Genomic DNA, 17,740 nt, shown 5'->3' on the forward strand with positions numbered 1-17,740 from the left:
GCCGGGGGCCGGGGGCGGGATTCGGTCGTATCGGGCGGGCGCGTCCACCGCGGTGATCCCCGGACGGCCCACGGGAGTTCTCCCGTCCGTCGCCGCGTCCCCGCCCGCGACCAGCGTCGGTTGTCGGCCACCTGCCGGTTTGCGCTCCGGAAGGGGTGCGTCCGGGTCGGGCATGATGGGGCCCATGGGGAGCGAGCGCGCGGATGGCCGTGTCGTCGCGGGCCGTTACCGGCTGGAGACGGTGCTCGGACGGGGCGGTATGGGAGTGGTCTGGCAGGCCACCGACGCACTGCTCGGCCGCCGGGTCGCGGTCAAGGAACTCGTCCTCGACACCTCCTCCCTCTCACCGGACCGGGCCCGGGTGCAGCGGGAGCGGATCCTGCGGGAGGCGCGGGCGGTCGCCCGGCTGCACCATCCCCATCTCATCGTCGTCCATGACGTCGTGGAGCACGAAGAACGGCCGTATCTCGTCATGGAGTTGATCGACGGCGGCTCGCTCGCCGACCGGATCGCGGCGGACGGTCCGGTCGATCCGCGCGAGGCGGCCCGGATCGGGGTCGCGCTGCTCGGTGCGCTCGCCACGGCCCACGCGGCCGGGGTGCTGCACCGGGACCTCAAGCCCGCCAACGTCCTGGTCGAGTCCGGCAGCGGGCGGGTCGTCCTCACCGACTTCGGGGTGGCGCGGGTCTCCGGGGCCTCCACCCTCACCGAGAGCGGCACCTTCGTGGGATCGCCCGAGTACACCGCGCCGGAGCGGATGTCGGGCGCGGGCACCGGACCCGCCTCCGACCTGTGGTCGCTGGGCGCGCTGCTGTGCGCGGCGGTGAGCGGCGCCTCACCCTTCCAGCGCGCCTCGGTGGGCGGCACGGTCAACGCCGTGGTCTCCGGCGATCTGAGGGTGCCCGAGGAGGCGGGGCCGCTGCTGCCCGTCGTACAGCGGCTGCTGGAGCGGGATCCGGAACGGCGACTGGACGCGGCCCGCGCCGAGGACATGCTGCGGGCCTTCCTGGAGACGGGCCGGATGCATGAGCGACGGCGGGACCGGGTCGACCGGGCGCTGTCCCGCAGGAGCCTGCTGGCCGCCGCGCTGCTGGTGGCGGCGTTGATCGGGGCCGCGATCTCGGCCGCGCTGCTGGCGGGCGGGGGCGGCGACGGGACCGGGGAGCCGGACTGGCCGGGCGGACCGGGCGGACCGTCGGCGAGTATGACTCGGGAAGCGCCCCCATGAACACCTGAGAGGCACCCCCGTAGATCCCCGAGAGATGCCCCCGTAATCCCCCGAGAAGCACCCCCGTAGATCCCCCGTAGATCCCCGAGAGGCACCCCCATAATTAGGAGATAAGCCGCGACCTGCGTCACGGGTGTGTGACCGCGCCGCTTTCGAGGTGGATGCGGGAGCGTTCGGCGCGATATGGATGGGCTCATGAGCAGCAACGGGGGAGCCCGCAACGGGGCCGACGAGCCGACGAGTTTCGAACTGCAACCGCCGAATCCGCATGCCTCGGTCCCGCACCCGGACCATCCTTACGCGGCCCCGGCAACCCCGGCGTCCTCCCCGTCGCCCCCCACCTCCCCCACCTCCCCCTCCTCCCCGGCGTCCCCGTCGCCCCCGTCAGCGCCGGTGCCGCCGCCGCACGCGCAGTCGCCGCACGAGCAGTCGGCGCAGCCGCATCCCGCCGAGCAGCCGCCCGCCCAGCACCGGCGGCCCGCCCCGGTCCCGCAGCAGGCCGCCGCGCCCGGGCGTCCGCCGCAGGTGTCCCAGGACCCCGGTGCCGGGCGGCTGGTCGCCGAGCGCTACCGGCTGCTGTCCAAGCTCGGGCACGGCGGGATGGGCACCGTCTGGCGGGCCAAGGACGAGACGGTCGACCGTGAGGTCGCGGTGAAGGAACCGCGCGTCCCCGACCATCTTCCCGAGCGTGAACGGGCCAACGCCTTCGAGCGGATGCGGCGCGAGGCACGGGCCGCCGCCCGGCTCGACCACCCCGCCGTCGTCAACGTCCATGACGTGGCGGTCGTGGACGGCCGGCCCTGGATCGTCATGGAACTGGTCCGCGGCCGTTCCCTCGGCAACGCCCTCCAGGAGGGCACGCTCAGCGCGCGCGAGGCCGCCAGGGTCGGCCTGGAGGTGCTCGGCGCGCTGGAGGCCGCGCACGCGGCGGGCGTCCTGCACCGGGACGTCAAGCCGGACAACGTGCTGCTCGGCCGGAACGACCGGGTCGTCCTCACCGACTTCGGGATCGCCCAGATCGAGGGCGAGACCAATCTGACCGACACCGGCGGGTTCGTCGGCTCGCCCGAGTACATCGCGCCGGAGCGGGTGCTGGGCCAGCGCCCCGGCCCGGCGAGCGACCTGTGGTCGCTGGGGGTGGTGCTGTACGCGGCGACCGAGGGCGTCTCGCCGTTCCGCCGCAGCAACACCCCGGCCACCCTCCAGTCCGTCCTCAACGCGACGCCCGCCCCGCCCGCCTCCGCCGCCGGGCCGCTCGCCGAGGTCATCATCGGGCTGCTCCAGAAGGACCCGGCCCGCCGTCCGGACGCCGCCCGGGTACGGGCGCTGCTGGAGGCCGCCGCCCACCCGCCCGCACCGCCCGTGCCGCCCACGCCCACGCAGGTCGTGCCGGTGAGGCGGCGGTCGCGGTTCGGGCGTACGGCGTGGGCCGCGCTGGGGGCCGTGGTGGTCGCGGCGGCGGTGGGGGCGTACCTGGTGATCGCGGACCCGTTCGCCGGGCCGCTGCCCGAGCGCTGGGCGACCAAGCACGAGAAGTCCCTCGGCGTGACCCTCGCCGTACCGGACGGCTACCAGCGGGAGGTGCCCGAGAAGGACGACGACGGCAACTGGGTGCGCTACACCGACCGGAGCGGGGCCCTCTGGATCGGGGTGAACCTGGACAAGAAGTCCGAGGACACCGCCGACGAGATCGCGGGCTCGGCGTCCGCCGAGATGTACGACGACGAGGCCGCCTACAAGGACAGCGGCTCGTACAGCCTCGGCATGCCGGAGAACCCGAAGACGGATCCCCGGCCCAACGTCGCCTTCAAGGGCAAGAAGGCCGCCGAGAACACGGTGACGTTCACGACCACCGACCTCCAGGACCCGCGCCCCCTCGAACTGCGGATGTTCTACTACCGGACCACCGGCGGCGACATGTACAAGCTCACCGTGGGCTACCCCGGGAAGGGAGACTTCACCGACCGGGGACGCGAGGTCGCGGACACGGTCCTCACCAACCTGGACTTCGACACCCTGTGAGCAGCCGGCCGTGAACCCCCGTCCCGGCGGCGGCCGTTGCCCCTGCGGGCCCCCGGGTTCACATCGACAACGGGGCGCTTCGCACGGTAGGCATGTGCCATGACTGACGGCGGCGGACACCGGCGCGAGGGACGGCTGATCGGCGGGCGCTACCGGCTGGTCGAGCGCATCGGATCCGGGGGCATGGGGGCGGTGTGGCGGGCCCACGACGAACTCGTCGACCGCGAGGTCGCCGTGAAGCAGCCCCATCTGCCCGGTGACCCGGACGACACGGTCCATCAGCGGGCCGCGCACCGGCTGCACCGGGAGGCGCGGGCGGCGGCGCGGGTCGAGCATCCGAGCGCGGTCACCATCCATGACGTGGTGGTGGAGGACGGACTGCCGTTCATCGTCATGGAGCTGATCCGCGGCGAGTCGCTGCACGAGCGGCTGCGCCGGGGCACGCTGACGCCCGCGGAGTCGGCCCGGGCCGGTCTCGCCGTACTGGGCGCGCTGCGGGCCGCGCACTCCGTCGGCATCGTCCACCGCGATGTGAAACCGGCCAATGTGCTGCTCGGCCCGCACGGCCGGGTGGTCCTCACGGACTTCGGGATCGCGCATGTGCAGGGCGAGGAGTCGCTGACGGTCAGCGGGGAGTTCATCGGCTCGCTGGAGTTCGTCGCGCCCGAGCGGATGTCCGGGCGCGGTGCGGGACCCGCCTCCGACCTGTGGTCGCTGGGCGTCCTGCTGTACTCCGCCGTCGAGGGCGGCTCGCCGTTCCGCCGTACGACGGTGGAGTCCACGCTGGCCGCGATCCTCGCCGCCGATCCGCCCGAGCCCCGCCGGGCGGGCCCGCTCGGGCCGCTGATCGTCCGCCTGCTGACGAAGAACCCCGACGACCGCCCCGGCCCGGCCGAGACGGCGGCCCTGCTGGAGGCGGTGGCGGAGGGATGGCCGATACCCGAGCGCGGGGAGGAGGCGGGCCGGACCCAGGAGCCCTCGGGCCTACGGGAGTTCGGGGACGACGCGGGGACGGTACTGCTGGGGGGCGGGGCGGGTACGGGGGGTGGGGACGAGGGGACCCATGGCGAGGGGACCCATGGCGAGGGGCCTCAGAGCGAGGGGCCCGGGGCCGAGAGGCTCACCGCCGAGGAACCTGAGGCGGAGCAGGCCACCGCCGAGCAGCCAGGCGCCGAGCAGCCCACCGCCGAGCAGCCAAGCGCCGAGAACCCCACAGCTGAGCAGGCCCGCACAGAGGAACCGGCCGGGGAGCACCCCGCCGACGAGCCCGGGCCTGACGCCCGCACCCCGGACGCCGACGTCTCGGACGCCGATGCCCCGGCCCCGGACACCCCCACCCCGGACGCCGACGCCCCCGACACCCCGCCGCCCCCCGCGCGCCGCCGCACCCGCACACCTATACGCACCCCCACCCGCCCCCGTCCCCGCCTCCGCTCCCGCTCCCGCCTCCGCCCCCGCGTCATCGCCCTCGCAGCCGTGGCCGCGCTGCTCGCCGGTGGTATGTGGGTGGGTGCCGCGTTCATGGACGAGGAGGGCGGCGGTGGTACGGCCGTGGCGGAGGGCGCGACCGGCTCCAGCCGGTCCTCCGGTGGTACGGACACCCGCTCCACCCCGCCCCCCGACGACACGGAGACGTACCCGGAGTCCACGCCCGCCGCCGAGAGCTGGGTGACCCATCGCGAGAACGGGATGGACGCCGTCCTCGCACTGCCCGTGGACTACCTGGAGTTCGCCCGGCAGGGCGGTCCCGACGACCAGCCCCGGCTCGTGGTCTTCGAGCACGGGTCGGTCCAGGTCCGCCTCACCCAGTGGGACGCCGCGCCGCGCGACCCGATGGGCCAGGCGCTGGAGGCGGCCTCCACCTGGGCGGGCTACGACCCCGACGCCCGGACGCAGTACGAGGAGACCAGTTTCCAGGGCGATTCCGCGGTCCTCGCGGACACCACGTACTCCTCCGACGGCCAGGTCACCCGGGTCATGCAGCTGATGATCCTGACCGACGACTCCCGGCTGTACGAGCTGCGCGTGGACATGCCCGGGGACACCCCGGAGGAGGAGCAGGGGACGGCGGTGTTCGTCGGCGCCCGGGAGCGGCTGGAGCTGGGCGAGGGCTGAGCACGGGCCGGGTCGCGCGGGCCTCGACACCGTACAACCCCCTGATCAGCGCATTCGTTGCCAGTGATCGCTGGCGGGATGTGTGTACTCGGTGAATGGCGATTACCGACGGGTACACAAAGGCTTCCCGGCGGCATACCCTGCGCCTCATGACCGACGCGCAGGCTCCCGAGAAGGCCACCTCCGCCACCTCCGCCACCTTCGCCACCTCCATTCCCACCGGTACGAACCCCGTCGCCCCCGCCCCGGCGGGTGTCCGCACCGCCGCCGACGTGGTGACCCCGGAGGTGATCGCCCAGCTCACCAAGGGCGTGGCCGGTTCAGGACGGACCGCGAACCACTCCCCGTACACCGGCGAGAAGCTGGCCGATCTGCCGGAGTCGACGCCCGAGGACGTGGCCGAGGCGTTCGCGGTGGCCCGCGCCGCGCAGGACGTATGGGCGCGCACCCCGGTCCGCCAGCGCGCGGCGGTGCTGCTGCGCTTCCACGATCTGGTCCTGGAGCGCCAGGCCGAGGTGCTGGACCTGATCCAACTGGAGACCGGCAAAGCCCGGCTGCACGCCCACGAGGAGGTGCAGGCCGTCGCCGTCGCGGCCCGCCACTACGGCCGCCGGGCCGGCGCCTATCTGCGGCCCAAGCGGCACGCGGGCGCCGTGCCCACGCTCACCCGGGTCACCGAACTGCGCCATCCGCGCGGGGTCGTCGGCCAGATCGCCCCCTGGAACTACCCCCTGGAACTGAGCGTCGGCGACGCGCTCCCGGCGTTCGTGGCGGGCAACGCGGTCGTGATGAAGCCGGACACCGAGACCTGCCTCACCGCGCTGTGGGCCCGTGACCTGCTGATCGAGGCCGGACTTCCCGCCGAGGTCTTCCAGGTGGTGCTGGGGGACGGACCCGTCGTCGGCCCCGAGGTCGTCCGGCACGCCGACTACGTCTCCTTCACCGGCTCCACCCGCACCGGCCGCGAGGTCGCCCAGGGTGCCGCCGCCCGGCTGGTCGGGGTGTCCCTGGAACTCGGCGGCAAGAACGCCATGCTCGTCCTCGCCGACGCCGACGTGGAGAAGGCCGCCGCCGGAGCCGTCCGCGCCTGCTTCTCCTCGGCGGGCCAGCTGTGCATCTCCATCGAGCGGCTGTACGTCCACGAGTCGATCGCCGACGCCTTCCTGGAGCGGTTCGCCGCCCGCACCCGGGCCATGCGGCTCGGTACGTCCCTGGCGTACGGCGCCGACATGGGCTCCCTGGTCGGCGAACGCCAGCTGGAGACCGTACGGCGGCATGTGGACGAGGCCGTCGCCCAGGGCGCGACCGTCGTCGCCGGGGGCGTGGCCCGCCCCGACATCGGCCCGTACTTCTACGAGCCGACCATCCTCGACGGCGTCACCGAGCCGATGGCGGTGTGCGCCGAGGAGACCTTCGGCCCGGTCGTCTCGCTCTACCGCTTCACCGACGAGGAGGAGGTCGTCGCCCGCGCCAACGCCACGGCGTACGGCCTGAACTCCTCCGTCTGGACCCGGGACGCCCGGCGTGGCCGCGAGGTCGCGTCCCGGCTGCGCACCGGCACCGTCAACATCAACGAGGGGTACGCCCCGGCCTACGGCAGCGCGCAGTCCCCGATGGGCGGCATGAAGGACTCGGGTCTGGGCCGCCGCCACGGCGCGGAGGGCATCCTCAAGTACACGGAGGCCCAGACGGTGGCCCAGCAGCGGCTGCTGCCGATGGCACCGTCGCTGGGGATGAGCGACGAGCAGTACGCCAAGTTCATGAGCACGAGCCTGCGCCTGATGAAGGCGTTCCGCTTCCGGTGACCGGCCCGACGAGGAGCCCCGTGCCCCAGGACGACGACGAGTACAAGCACGACGACGAGTACAAGCACGAGCACGAGCACGAGCACGAGCGCGAGTACAAGCACGAGCACGAGCACGAGTACAAGCACGAGCACGAGCACGAGTACAAGCACGAGTACAGGCACTACGACTACGACGTCCTCGTCATAGGCTCCGGTTTCGGCGGTTCGGTGACCGCCCTGCGCCTGACCGAGAAGGGCTATCGGGTGGGCGTCCTGGAGGCCGGCCGCCGTTTCACCCGCGCGACCCTCCCGAGGAACTCCTGGGACCTGCGGAACTACCTCTGGGCGCCGAAGCTCGGCATGTACGGCATCCAGCGCATCCATCTGCTGGGCAACGTCATGGTCCTGGCGGGCGCGGGGGTCGGCGGCGGCTCCCTGAACTACGCCAACACCCTCTACGTACCGCCGAAGCAGTTCTTCGAGGACCCGCAGTGGCGGCACATCACCGACTGGCAGGCGGAACTGGGGCCGTACTACGACCAGGCGCGGCGGATGCTCGGCGTACGGCTCAACCCGACGATGACGCCCTCCGACGTCCATCTGAAGGCGGCGGCGCGGCGGATGGGCGTCGGGGACACCTTCCACATGGCGCCCGTCGGGGTGTTCTTCGGCGACGGCGAGGACGCCGACGGGACGGTCGGGGCGCGGCCGGGGGAGCGGGTGCCCGACCCGTACTTCGGTGGCGCGGGCCCCGACCGCACGGCGTGCACCGAGTGCGGCGAGTGCATGACCGGGTGCCGTCACGGCGCGAAGAACACCCTCAACGAGAACTATCTCCACCTCGCCGAGAAGGCGGGCGCCGTCGTCCACCCCATGACGACGGCCGTCGCGCTCACCGACGACTCGCGGGGCGGGTACGCGGTCACCACCCTGCCCACCGACCACCGCCGCAAGGGCAGGACCGGGCACCGGGGCCGGGTCTTCACGGCCCGGCGGGTGGTGCTGGCCGCCGGTACGTACGGCACCCAGACCCTGCTGCACCGTATGAAGGCGGACGGCAGGCTGCCGTATCTCTCCGGTCGGCTCGGCGAACTGACCCGCACCAACTCCGAGGCGCTGGTCGGCGCGCAGACCGACGACCGCCGTTACCGCAAGGTCGGCGGCAGCGCGAAGGCCGACTTCACGCGCGGCGTCGCCATCACGTCCTCCATCCACCCGGACGCCCACACCCACATCGAGCCGGTCCGCTACGGCAAGGGCTCCAACTCCATGGGCGGCCTGTCCATCCTGCAAGTCCCTTACGCCGAGGGCTCCTCGCGGGTCGCGGCCTGGCTGCGCAACGCGGCCCGGCACCCGGTGCGGGCGGTCCGCTCGCTCTCCAACCGCCGCTGGTCCGAGCGGACCATCATCGGCCTGGTCATGCAGTCGCTGGACAACTCGCTGACGACGTATCTGAAGCCGGACGGCGTCGGCAAGGGCCTGCTCACCGCCCGCCAGGGCCATGGCGAACCCAACCCGAAGCAGATCAGGGCCGCCGTCGAGGGCGCCTCGGCCCTGGCCGCCGAGATCAACGGCTTCGCGGGCTCGAACGTCGGCGAGCTGATGGGCACCCCGCTCACCGCGCACTTCCTGGGCGGCTGTCCGATCGGGGACTCCCCGGCGACCGGGGTCATCGACCCGTACCACCGGCTCTACGGCCATCCCGGGATCTCCGTCGTGGACGGCGCGGCCGTCTCCGCGAACCTGGGCGTCAATCCGTCGCTGACCATCACGGCCCAGGCCGAGCGGGCGATGTCGTACTGGCCGAACAAGGGCGAGCCGGACCCCCGTCCCGCGCAGGGCACGACACCGTACGAGCGTCTCGACCCGGTCGCCCCCAGGAGCCCGGCGGTGCCGGAAGGGGCCTTCGGTGAACTGCGGCTGACGTTCCTGGGGATGCCGGGGGGCGTGACTCCACGACCGATGGACTGACCTGACGTGGCCTGGACCGGCGGCGAAACGCAAAGGGAAGGACCTGCGCCCCCCTCCGAGCGCAGGTCCTTCCCTTGTCCCGGGCCGCTGTGACGCGTCCGGGGCGCTGTTACGCCTGCGCGCCCGCCTTGCGCCGCTTGACGGCGAACACCGCACCGGCACCGGCGACGACGGCGAGACCGCCGACCAGGCCGATGACGGGCAGCGCGGAGCTGGAACCGGTCTCGGCGAGGTTGCCGGTCACCTGCGGGGTGTTGGAGCCGGGCTTGGAGTCGGTGACGGGAACCTTCCCGCCTTCCTGCGGCTCGGTGCCATCGGTGTCGGTGCCCGCGGCCACGATCTGGAAGCGGTACGCGACATCGCCGAAGCCGGTGCACTGCGCCTCGTCGTCGCCGTAGATCGTCGCGCCGAGGGAGAAGCCGGCGCCGACCGGGGCCGAGGGCTTCACGTTGATGCGGAGCGGGATGTTGACCTCGTGGTCGGGCTTCAGCTCGTCGGTGTAGCCGACGTAGCCGACGGCGTAGCCCTCCTCGTTGAGGTCCTCCCACACCTTGTCGTCCGGGTTCCACGCCTGGAGCTGGACCCGCTTGCTCTGGAACAGGTCCTCGCCGGCCTGGTCCGAGGAGGCCCCGGCGAAGAAGTCCAGGCCGTTGAGGGTGGAGTCAGAGGTGTTCAGCACGTTCAGCGAGAACTTGTGCCAGCCGCTGCCCGCCGCGATCTTGCCCGGCAGACCGGTGATCGTGACATCGACCTTCTCGTCCTCGCACACCGACGGCTCGGGGTCCGGGCTCTCGGACTCCTCCGGCTCGGACTCGCTCGGGGCGGGGCTCGTCGCGGCGGTGCTCGACGGCGGGTCCGACGGGGTGGTGGAGGTCGAGTCGCTCGGAGCGGGGGTGTCGGACGGAGTGGTCGACGGCGAGGTCGACGGGCCGTCGGTCTCCGACTCCGACGTGGACGGGGAGGGGCTCGACGAAGGGTCGTCCGTGGTCTCGCTCGCGGACGGGGTCGGGGACGTGGCGAACGCGACGGGCGCGGCGGTGAGCAGGGCGAGCGGCGATATGACGGCTGTCGCAGCAGCCGCCGCCATGGCACGGCGAAGCTTCATGAAGACCTCGTGGAGTCCGGCGCCGCGACCTCGCGGCACTCGTCGGTCGGGCTCCGCTCGTGGGGTGCGGGTCCGCTGATTCGAGAGGTTTGATCAGTGAGGGGTGTTAAAGGTTGCGCTGTTTCTCACAGAACTTTTATGTGGCCTGAGTCACAGAATGGGGGCGAGTGAGGCGAGTGAGGTGAGTGAGGTGAGTGAGCCAAGTGGGGCGAGTGACGGGGCGGCATGCAGAAGGGCCCCGCGGGGCGGAGCCGCGGGGCCCTTCCTCGGTCAGCACCGGCGTCAGGGCGGCGCCGGTGCTTGGGAGCGGCGCCGGGGGGTGCACCGCTGGCTCTGACACGAGATGAGCCTGAGAAGACAGCTTGAGACGACCTGTGACCGCTTGAGAGGACGGACCCGACTGGTGCGACGGACGGACCCCGTCGGCCGGCCCCGGGCGTCCCCGGAGCCGACCGTTCTCTTGGGTGACCGGGCTGCTGTCCCCTGCCGTCCGGTCACAACCCTGGAGCGAGGTCCCACGACGCACGGCACGATCCGTACGTCTCATCGCCCCAGCGAGCCACGCGTGGTTCCTTCGGGCCCGCACCTGGCTGACACGGACATCGGGACCAACGACGTGCCGCGCGCGGCGGTCACGCGCCGTACGGGTGAGAGGGCATACGTACGTACAGGCGCTCAGATCTTGCCGCGGCACAGCTCCAGCAAGGTCATCGCCAGCGCGGTGCCCGGCTTGCCGAGGGCCTCGCGGTAGTGGCTGAGGATCTCCATCTCACGGGAGAGGTGCACGCGGCGTCCGCCGGAGGAGATGCGGGCCTCCTGGACGACGGCGGAGACGGCCATCCGTTCCTGGATGAGGCCGATGATCCGGTCGTCCAGCGCGTCGATACGTTCACGGGCGCCGCTGATCACGTCGGCGGCTGCGGTGGTGGAGGTCATGTCGGGGCTCCTGGCGAGGTGGGTTTCGGTGGTCGCAGGGCCCCGGAACGACAAGCCCCGGAAAACGCCAGACGCCCCGGACCTTGTCGGCCCGGGGCGCCTGGGAAGTCGCTTGTCAGTGGCTCAAGCGGCACGACCATGGCATCCGGCGGGCCGGTTGCCATAGGTAAAGCGGAAGGTCGCGAGCTTGTGCATGCGCCGAGTATGGCACAGCCCCGGGGCCGTGACCCCGGCCGTGCACGACCCGTCCGCCGGGCCCCCGGTGCGACGGGCCGTGCACGACCCGTCCGCCGGCCCCGGGTGCGACCGGTCCCGGCGGGCGACGGCCTTGAGCGCGACCGGCCCGCGACCAGCAGGCGGTGCCCCACCGGCCCCGCGTGCCCCACCGGCCCCGCGTGCCCCACCGGCCCCGCGTGCCCCACCGGCCCCGCGTGCCCCACCGGCCCCGCGTGCTCCACCGCCCCCCCGTGCTCGGCCGCCCCTCGTGCTCCACCGCCCCACCCCCGCCGACGGCGGATGGTGCCCCGTCCGGCCCCGTTAGAATCGGCAGGAAGACCCCCGCCCCACCGCCGGAAGGCACCCCGTGTCATCAGCGACTCCCGCTGCCGCCGCCCCCGACACCGTTCTGGTCGTCGACTTCGGCGCGCAGTACGCCCAGCTCATCGCCCGCCGCGTCCGCGAGGCCCGGGTGTACAGCGAGATCGTGCCGAGCACCATGCCGGTCGACGAGATCCTCGCCAAGAACCCGGCGGCGATCATCCTCTCCGGCGGCCCGTCCTCGGTCTACGCCGACGAGGCCCCCCGGCTGGACCGCGCCCTCTTCGAGGCCGGTGTCCCCGTCTTCGGCATGTGCTACGGCTTCCAGCTGATGGCCCAGGCCCTCGGCGGCACGGTCGACAACACCGGCGCCCGCGAGTACGGCCGTACGCCCCTGCATGTCTCCAAGCCGTCCTCCACCCTCTTCGAGGGCACCCCCGCCGAGCAGCCGGTGTGGATGTCGCACGGCGACGCCTGCTCCGCCGCCCCCGAGGGCTTCGCCGTCACCGCCTCCACGGACGTCGTCCCGGTCGCCGCCTTCGAGAACGACGAGAAGAAGCTCTACGGCGTCCAGTACCACCCCGAGGTCATGCACTCCACGCACGGCCAGCAGGTCCTGGAGCACTTCCTCTACCGCGGCGCCGGCCTCTCCCCGGACTGGACCACCGGCAATGTCATCGAGGAGCAGGTCGCCGCGATCCGCGAGCAGGTCGGCGACCGGCGCGCGATCTGCGGTCTGTCCGGCGGCGTCGACTCCGCCGTGGCCGCCGCCCTCGTCCAGAAGGCCATCGGCTCCCAGCTCACCTGCGTCTACGTCGACCACGGCCTGATGCGCAAGGGCGAGACCGAGCAGGTCGAGAAGGACTTCGTGGCCGCCACCGGCGTCCAGCTGAAGGTCGTGGACGCCGCCGAGCGCTTCCTCGGCGCCCTCAAGGGGGTCTCCGACCCCGAGGAGAAGCGGAAGATCATCGGGCGGGAGTTCATCCGGGTCTTCGAGCAGGCCCAGGCCGAGATCATCGCCGACTCGGGCCCGGCCGTGGAGTTCCTGGTCCAGGGCACCCTCTACCCGGACGTCGTGGAGTCCGGCGGCGGCTCCGGCACCGCCAACATCAAGTCCCACCACAACGTCGGCGGGCTCCCCGAAGACCTTGAGTTCCAGCTCATCGAACCGCTGCGCAAGCTGTTCAAGGACGAGGTCCGGATGGTCGGCCAGGAACTGGGCCTGCCGGAGGAGATCGTCCAGCGCCAGCCCTTCCCCGGCCCCGGCCTCGGTATCCGTATCGTCGGCGAGGTGACGAAGGAGCGGCTCGACCTGCTGCGCGAGGCCGACGCCATCGCCCGCGCGGAACTGACCGCCGCCGGACTCGACCGCGACATCTGGCAGTGCCCCGTGGTGCTGCTCGCGGACGTCCGCAGCGTCGGCGTCCAGGGCGACGGCCGCACCTACGGCCACCCGATCGTGCTGCGCCCGGTCTCCTCCGAGGACGCCATGACCGCCGACTGGTCCCGGCTGCCGTACGAGGTGCTGGCACGGATCTCCACCCGGATCACCAACGAGGTGCGGGACGTCAACCGGGTCGTCCTCGACGTGACGTCCAAGCCGCCGGGCACCATCGAGTGGGAGTAGCCCCCCTGGGCCCCCTGGGGCTCCCGGGCCTCCTGGGCCTCCAGGGCTTCCCCGGCCTCCTGGGCCTCCGGGGCTTCCCCGGCTCCCAGGGCCTCCGGGGCTTTTCGGCCCCCGGGGTCGGGGCGGGTCGGCTCAGGTCCGCTTGAGGGCGCGCACCGGCGCCCCCGGCTTCCACACCTCCACGACCAGATACGCGTCGTCCTCGACGCGGGTCCGTACGACCTCCGTCAACTCGGTGCGGAAGAGGTGGAACGGCTCCGGCGGTTTCACCTCTTCGCTGTACCTGCCCTTCCGCGCCGGGTCGGTGACCTCGACCGCCCGCCCCGAGATCCGGACGTCGCCCCCGCCCATCGACTGTCCCTCGCCCGGGTTGGCCTGGAGCGCGAAGCGCGGGTCCCGGCGCAGATCGAGCGCCTTCAACGAGTCCGGCATCATCCCCAACCACAGCTCACCGTCGAGGAACCGCACCTCCAGCCCCGTCGTCCGCGGCGCACCGTCCTTGCGCAGCGTCGCCAGCACATGGTGGGTGAACGCCCCGAACCGCTCCTCCACCGTCGCCGCCAACGCGGGCTCGGCCGCCACGAACCCGCCCCAGTTCGCCGTATCCGAACCGCTCGTCCCACTCACATCGCTCGCACTGGTCATACGGTGAGTCTCTCCCCGATACCCGACATCCGCTGTCCGGTATCGGCCGGAGGCGTCCTGTTTCCCCCTGGGGCCTGTCGTTCGGATCATCCTGGCGTCGCGGGGTCTGGCACGCTCCTCCACTGCCCGAAAGGCGTGGGGGCACCCCCAGCGGCGTTGTCGTCGGTTGCCGACGCTCCGCGTCGCCGCCCTCCTCCGCCTTAACAGCTCCACGCACCAGACCCCGCTCGGCCCGACCGAACAGCATCGCTTCCTCACAGCCGGGCTGATCCGAACGACAGACCCTAGCCCTGTCATCTTCGGCTGACCGGCGGTAATTTCCCCCCGTACAGCACCCCAGTGCCGGAGGACCCCCATGCTCGGCCCCACTCCGCCCCCGCCCCCACCCCTGCCCACCGACCGGCTGCGGTTCGCCATGCCGCCCATGCACGAATCGCTGGAGGACGAGCGCAGGCACCGCAAGGAACGGCTCACGGGCGCGCTGCGGATCTTCGGCCGCCACGGCTTCGAGGACGGTGTCTCCGGCCACATCACCGCCCGCGACCCGGAGTACACCGACTGCTTCTGGGTCAACCCCTTCGGCATGCCCTTCCGTCATGTCACCGTCGGCGACCTCGTCCTCGCCAACCAGGACGGCCAGGTCATCCAGGGCGGCCACCATGTCAACCAGGCCGCCTTCACCGTCCACGCCCAGGTCCACGCCGCCCGCCCCGATGTCGTCGCCGTCGCCCACTGCCACTCCGTGCACGGCCGCGCCCTCGCCGCCCTCGGTGACCTCCTCGACCCGATCACCCAGGAGAGCTGCGCCTTCTACGAGGACCACGCCCTCTACGACACCTACACCGGGGTCTCCGTGGACGTGGAGGAGGGCCGCCGGATCGCCGACACCCTCGGCTCGCACAAGGCGCTGGTGCTGCGCAACCACGGACTGCTCACCGTCGGGGACTCGGTCGACGCCGCCGCCTGGTGGTTCCTGTCCATGGAACGCTCCAGCCAGGTCCAGCTCACCGCCCGCGCCGCCGGCCGCCCCGTCCTCATCGACCACCGCGCCGCCGTCGCCACCCGCGAACAACTCGGCGGCGACCTCGTGGCCTGGATCAACTACCAGCCCCTGTGGCAGGAGATCAGCCGCAGCCAGCCCGATCTGCTGAGCTGAGAGGGGCGGTCCTCCCCGGCCGGGCCGCTCTAGAAGCCGCGTAGCACCGCCGCCTTCGTCATCGCGAACTCCTCGTCCGTCAGGACCCCGTCCCGGTGCAGTTCCCCCAGCTCGCGCAGGCGCCGGAGCAGGACGTCGTGATGGTCGCCCCGGGAGCCCTGAGCCCCGTCCGCGCCCGGAGAGCCCAGGGTGTCGCGTCCGTCGCTCCCGTCGCTCCCGTCGCGCGCGTCCCGCGAGGCCGGCAGGGAGGGCGTGGTCGGCGGGGTGGAGGCCGTCGGTGTCTCGGTGGACGGGTGCGGCAGGCGGGCGGTCACGGCCGTCGCCACCAGCGCCGTGAGCAGATCCCGCCGCACACTGCCCCACAGATCCAGCGCGTACGGATCCTTCTCCGGCGGCAGCTTCGAGAACACCGCCTCCCGCGTCACGAACCGCAGGAACCCGTCCTCGTAACCGGAGTTGGGCAGCCACTCCACCCGCACCAGATCCGCCACGTCGATGATCCGCGGCCCCGTCGCCCGCTTCACCCGGTCCGAGGTGTCGCTCCAGTCGATCCTGACCCGCGTCCCGTCGAACGACACCGTGCCGTCGCTCGCCCGCACCGACACCGGCACAGGAGGGCCGGGCAGCAGATAGGAGCGGGTCGGCTCCTTGGGGATCTGGTCGAGCAGCAGCGCCTGCCGGATCTCCTCCGCCACATACTCCGCGACCCCCGTGCGGTCGATGTCCACCGCCAGCCGGTACGGGTCCGCCGCGTCCGGCAGCCGGCCCCCGGTCGCCTGGAGCAGCGGGTCGGCGCCCTCGCGCAGCCGCAACCGCAGCCGGCCGCGCTTGCGTTCGGGTTCGTAGACCACGCCCGAGAGCGCTTCCAGCGGGACGGAGACCTCGCCGTAGGTCTGTCGGAACAGCGGCACCGACCGGTGCAGCCCCGGGGTGATCCGGACGGTCGTCCCGTCGAAGGCCCAGGTCCCGTCCCGCTGGATGATCTCGGCCATACGGAAATTCTCGCAGCCGGGTCAACACGGCACCCCGCACTTCACCCGCACCCCCTTCCGCTCCGTGGACCGCCGGGCGCGGAACGGCTTCCGTAGGGCACAATTCGCTGGTGTCGCACGGGAGTTGAACGCGCCGACGGCGCACGCCCGGATCTCGGGTCGGCTGGGTCATCCGAGTGGTCTCGGGTCGTGGGGAAGGCAGGCGTCGGGCGTGGCGGTGCAGCAGGCGGGGACGGGTGCCCGGACGGGCGGACACGAGGGCGGCTGCACCTGCGGAGACTGCCCGCACGGGGCGCGCGCGGGACATCGTCACGCGGTCGCCGAGTTCCTGCGCCACCGCGACGAGTTCGCCGCGGGCCGGGGACTGCCCGCCGCCGTGGCGCACTCGGCGTCCGCCTCCCGCCAGTGGGTCTCCGAGGCCCTGGCCCAGTCCGCCGAACAGGTCGCCGCACGCAGCCGTGCCGAGGGCGAGGTATGGCTGGCCCGCCTGTGGCTGCGCACCACGTGCGCGGTGTGGGCGGCGCTCGTCGCGCTGGTGCTGGTCCAGGCCCTCACCGCCGTCGGCGCGGGCTGGAGCGACGCCCGCACGGCCGGGCTGCTCGCGGCGCTGCTGACGGGCGGCGCGCTCACCGCCGCCTCCTGGTTCCACCGGGCGCGCGGCGGCGCGCTCGCCCCTGTCATCGGCGAGGACAACCGGCTGTCCACCTCGCGCGCGGTGGCCGCCGCCTGGGTGCTCTTCATGACGTACGCCGTCCTGGTGCTGGTGGGCCGGCTCGCCGCGGCCTCCACCCCGCGCGAGCGTGACGCCCTGATCTCCGGCCTCGATCTGTCCCGGGGCGCCGGTGCCCTGACCGTGCTCGCCGTGGTGTGCGCGATCGCGGTGCTGGTACGGCGGCTCGTCGGCGTACGGGTGCTGGGGCAGCGGCTCCAGAAGGTCCGCGCCGACCGCCCCCGCGCGGCCGACCTGCTGACCGACGACGCCGGACGGGGCACCTTCGCCGACCTCCAGTACGTCGTCCTCAGCGCCGTCGCCCTGCTGTTCGCCGCCGTCCGGCTCGCCCGCCGCCCCGACCAACTGCCCGACCTGCCCTGGGGCCTGGCCGTACTCGTCCTGATCTCGGCCGCCACCTACCTCACCGGCAAGTACGCCGAGGGCGGCCGGCCCGTCGTCCTCTCCGTCGTCCGCGCCCGCGAACCCGGTGACCTGGACGCCCCCATCCGCACCGGCGACGACATCGAGATCCGCGGCGCCGGTTTCGTACCCCCCGGCGCCCAGACCGCCGACCGGCTGGCCCGCATGATCGTCCGGATCGGCACCGTCCATGTCCATGTCCCCCTGATCCCTGTGCCCGGCGGCTTCGACAACCCCTCCGACACCCTGCTCACCGTCCCTGTCCCCGTCGATGTGGAACCCGGCCGCACCACGGTCCAGGTCGTCACCGCGGCCGGAGCGGAAACCGCCCCCTACGTCATCGATGTCACCGACTGAGCCCGACGCGCCCTCTGGCGCGCGAGCCCCGTCGACCGGAAACTGTCCCGACGGCATTGAACGGGTTCACCCCCTCCTGCGTAAGATCCGTCGAGGGGTCTCGGTACGGCGCGGTGAGAGGCGGCTGGCAG

Annotated in this window: 12 protein-coding genes; 8 read left to right on the plus strand and 4 right to left on the minus strand. The window is 72.7% G+C overall.

The annotated features are described in order from the left end of the window. Positions 1-184 precede the first annotated feature (184 nt). The 5 genes from ACIQNG_RS01715 to ACIQNG_RS01735 all read left to right on the plus strand — a co-directional run bounded on the left by ACIQNG_RS01715 (position 185) and on the right by ACIQNG_RS01735 (position 9,122). The gene (locus ACIQNG_RS01715) at positions 185-1,228 is read left to right on the plus strand and encodes a serine/threonine-protein kinase (RefSeq protein ID WP_401482180.1); all 1,044 of its coding nucleotides are present in this window, start codon (positions 185-187) and stop codon (positions 1,226-1,228) included. Between the two features lie 195 nt (positions 1,229-1,423). Further along, a complete protein-coding gene (locus ACIQNG_RS01720) occupies positions 1,424-3,250 on the plus strand; it encodes a protein kinase (protein ID WP_401482182.1) in 1,827 nt (608 codons plus the stop codon). A 99-nt stretch (positions 3,251-3,349) separates the two neighbouring features. Then, positions 3,350-5,365, plus strand: a complete 2,016-nt coding sequence (locus ACIQNG_RS01725) for a protein kinase (RefSeq protein ID WP_401482184.1) — start codon at positions 3,350-3,352, stop codon at positions 5,363-5,365. Between the two features lie 149 nt (positions 5,366-5,514). Continuing rightward, positions 5,515-7,170 carry a succinic semialdehyde dehydrogenase gene (locus tag ACIQNG_RS01730; RefSeq protein WP_401482186.1) on the plus strand — a complete coding sequence of 552 codons (1,656 nt, stop codon included), beginning with the start codon at positions 5,515-5,517 and terminating at the stop codon, positions 7,168-7,170. Positions 7,171-7,355: 185 nt separating this feature from the next. After that, positions 7,356-9,122: a GMC oxidoreductase gene (locus tag ACIQNG_RS01735; protein ID WP_401482504.1), complete on the plus strand. Its 1,767-nt coding sequence runs from the start codon at positions 7,356-7,358 to the stop codon at positions 9,120-9,122. Between the two features lie 109 nt (positions 9,123-9,231). Here ACIQNG_RS01735 and ACIQNG_RS01740 read toward each other — a convergent pair whose 3' ends face one another. Beyond that, positions 9,232-10,227 carry an LAETG motif-containing sortase-dependent surface protein gene (locus ACIQNG_RS01740; RefSeq protein ID WP_401436860.1) on the minus strand — a complete coding sequence of 332 codons (996 nt, stop codon included), beginning with the start codon at positions 10,225-10,227 and terminating at the stop codon, positions 9,232-9,234. Between the two features lie 675 nt (positions 10,228-10,902). Further along, positions 10,903-11,217 carry a chorismate mutase gene (locus ACIQNG_RS01745; protein WP_401482188.1) on the minus strand — a complete coding sequence of 105 codons (315 nt, stop codon included), beginning with the start codon at positions 11,215-11,217 and terminating at the stop codon, positions 10,903-10,905. A gap of 529 nt (positions 11,218-11,746) precedes the next feature. Here ACIQNG_RS01745 and guaA point away from each other — a divergent pair. Next, entirely contained in the window at positions 11,747-13,327 is a 1,581-nt protein-coding gene (guaA, locus tag ACIQNG_RS01750; RefSeq protein ID WP_401437594.1) for a glutamine-hydrolyzing GMP synthase, read from the plus strand. A 132-nt stretch (positions 13,328-13,459) separates the two neighbouring features. Here guaA and ACIQNG_RS01755 read toward each other — a convergent pair whose 3' ends face one another. Continuing rightward, positions 13,460-13,972: a pyridoxamine 5'-phosphate oxidase family protein gene (locus ACIQNG_RS01755; RefSeq protein ID WP_401482191.1), complete on the minus strand. Its 513-nt coding sequence runs from the start codon at positions 13,970-13,972 to the stop codon at positions 13,460-13,462. A 355-nt stretch (positions 13,973-14,327) separates the two neighbouring features. Here ACIQNG_RS01755 and ACIQNG_RS01760 point away from each other — a divergent pair, with 355 nt between their 5' ends. After that, a complete protein-coding gene (locus ACIQNG_RS01760) occupies positions 14,328-15,128 on the plus strand; it encodes a class II aldolase/adducin family protein (RefSeq protein ID WP_401482193.1) in 801 nt (266 codons plus the stop codon). Positions 15,129-15,157: 29 nt separating this feature from the next. Here ACIQNG_RS01760 and ACIQNG_RS01765 read toward each other — a convergent pair whose 3' ends face one another. After that, entirely contained in the window at positions 15,158-16,120 is a 963-nt protein-coding gene (locus tag ACIQNG_RS01765; protein WP_401482195.1) for a DUF4429 domain-containing protein, read from the minus strand. Between the two features lie 211 nt (positions 16,121-16,331). On the opposite strand from ACIQNG_RS01765, the gene ACIQNG_RS01770 reads away from it, so the two are divergent. Then, positions 16,332-17,609: a hypothetical protein gene (locus ACIQNG_RS01770; RefSeq protein WP_401482197.1), complete on the plus strand. Its 1,278-nt coding sequence runs from the start codon at positions 16,332-16,334 to the stop codon at positions 17,607-17,609. Positions 17,610-17,740 lie beyond the last annotated feature (131 nt).

This window comes from Streptomyces sp. NPDC091377 (genome assembly GCF_044757045.1).
In the GTDB taxonomy this organism is placed as follows: Bacteria; Actinomycetota; Actinomycetes; order Streptomycetales; family Streptomycetaceae; genus Streptomyces.

Coding starts and splice junctions, on each gene's coding strand:
- ACIQNG_RS01730 (WP_401482186.1), top strand. CDS start 5,515: ATGACCGACGCGCAGGCTCCCGAGAAGGCCACCTCCGCCACCTCCGCC.
- ACIQNG_RS01765 (WP_401482195.1), bottom strand. CDS start 16,120: ATGGCCGAGATCATCCAGCGGGACGGGACCTGGGCCTTCGACGGGACG.
- ACIQNG_RS01720 (WP_401482182.1), top strand. CDS start 1,424: ATGAGCAGCAACGGGGGAGCCCGCAACGGGGCCGACGAGCCGACGAGT.
- ACIQNG_RS01715 (WP_401482180.1), top strand. CDS start 185: ATGGGGAGCGAGCGCGCGGATGGCCGTGTCGTCGCGGGCCGTTACCGG.
- ACIQNG_RS01755 (WP_401482191.1), bottom strand. CDS start 13,972: ATGACCAGTGCGAGCGATGTGAGTGGGACGAGCGGTTCGGATACGGCG.
- ACIQNG_RS01740 (WP_401436860.1), bottom strand. CDS start 10,227: ATGAAGCTTCGCCGTGCCATGGCGGCGGCTGCTGCGACAGCCGTCATA.
- ACIQNG_RS01725 (WP_401482184.1), top strand. CDS start 3,350: ATGACTGACGGCGGCGGACACCGGCGCGAGGGACGGCTGATCGGCGGG.
- ACIQNG_RS01760 (WP_401482193.1), top strand. CDS start 14,328: ATGCTCGGCCCCACTCCGCCCCCGCCCCCACCCCTGCCCACCGACCGG.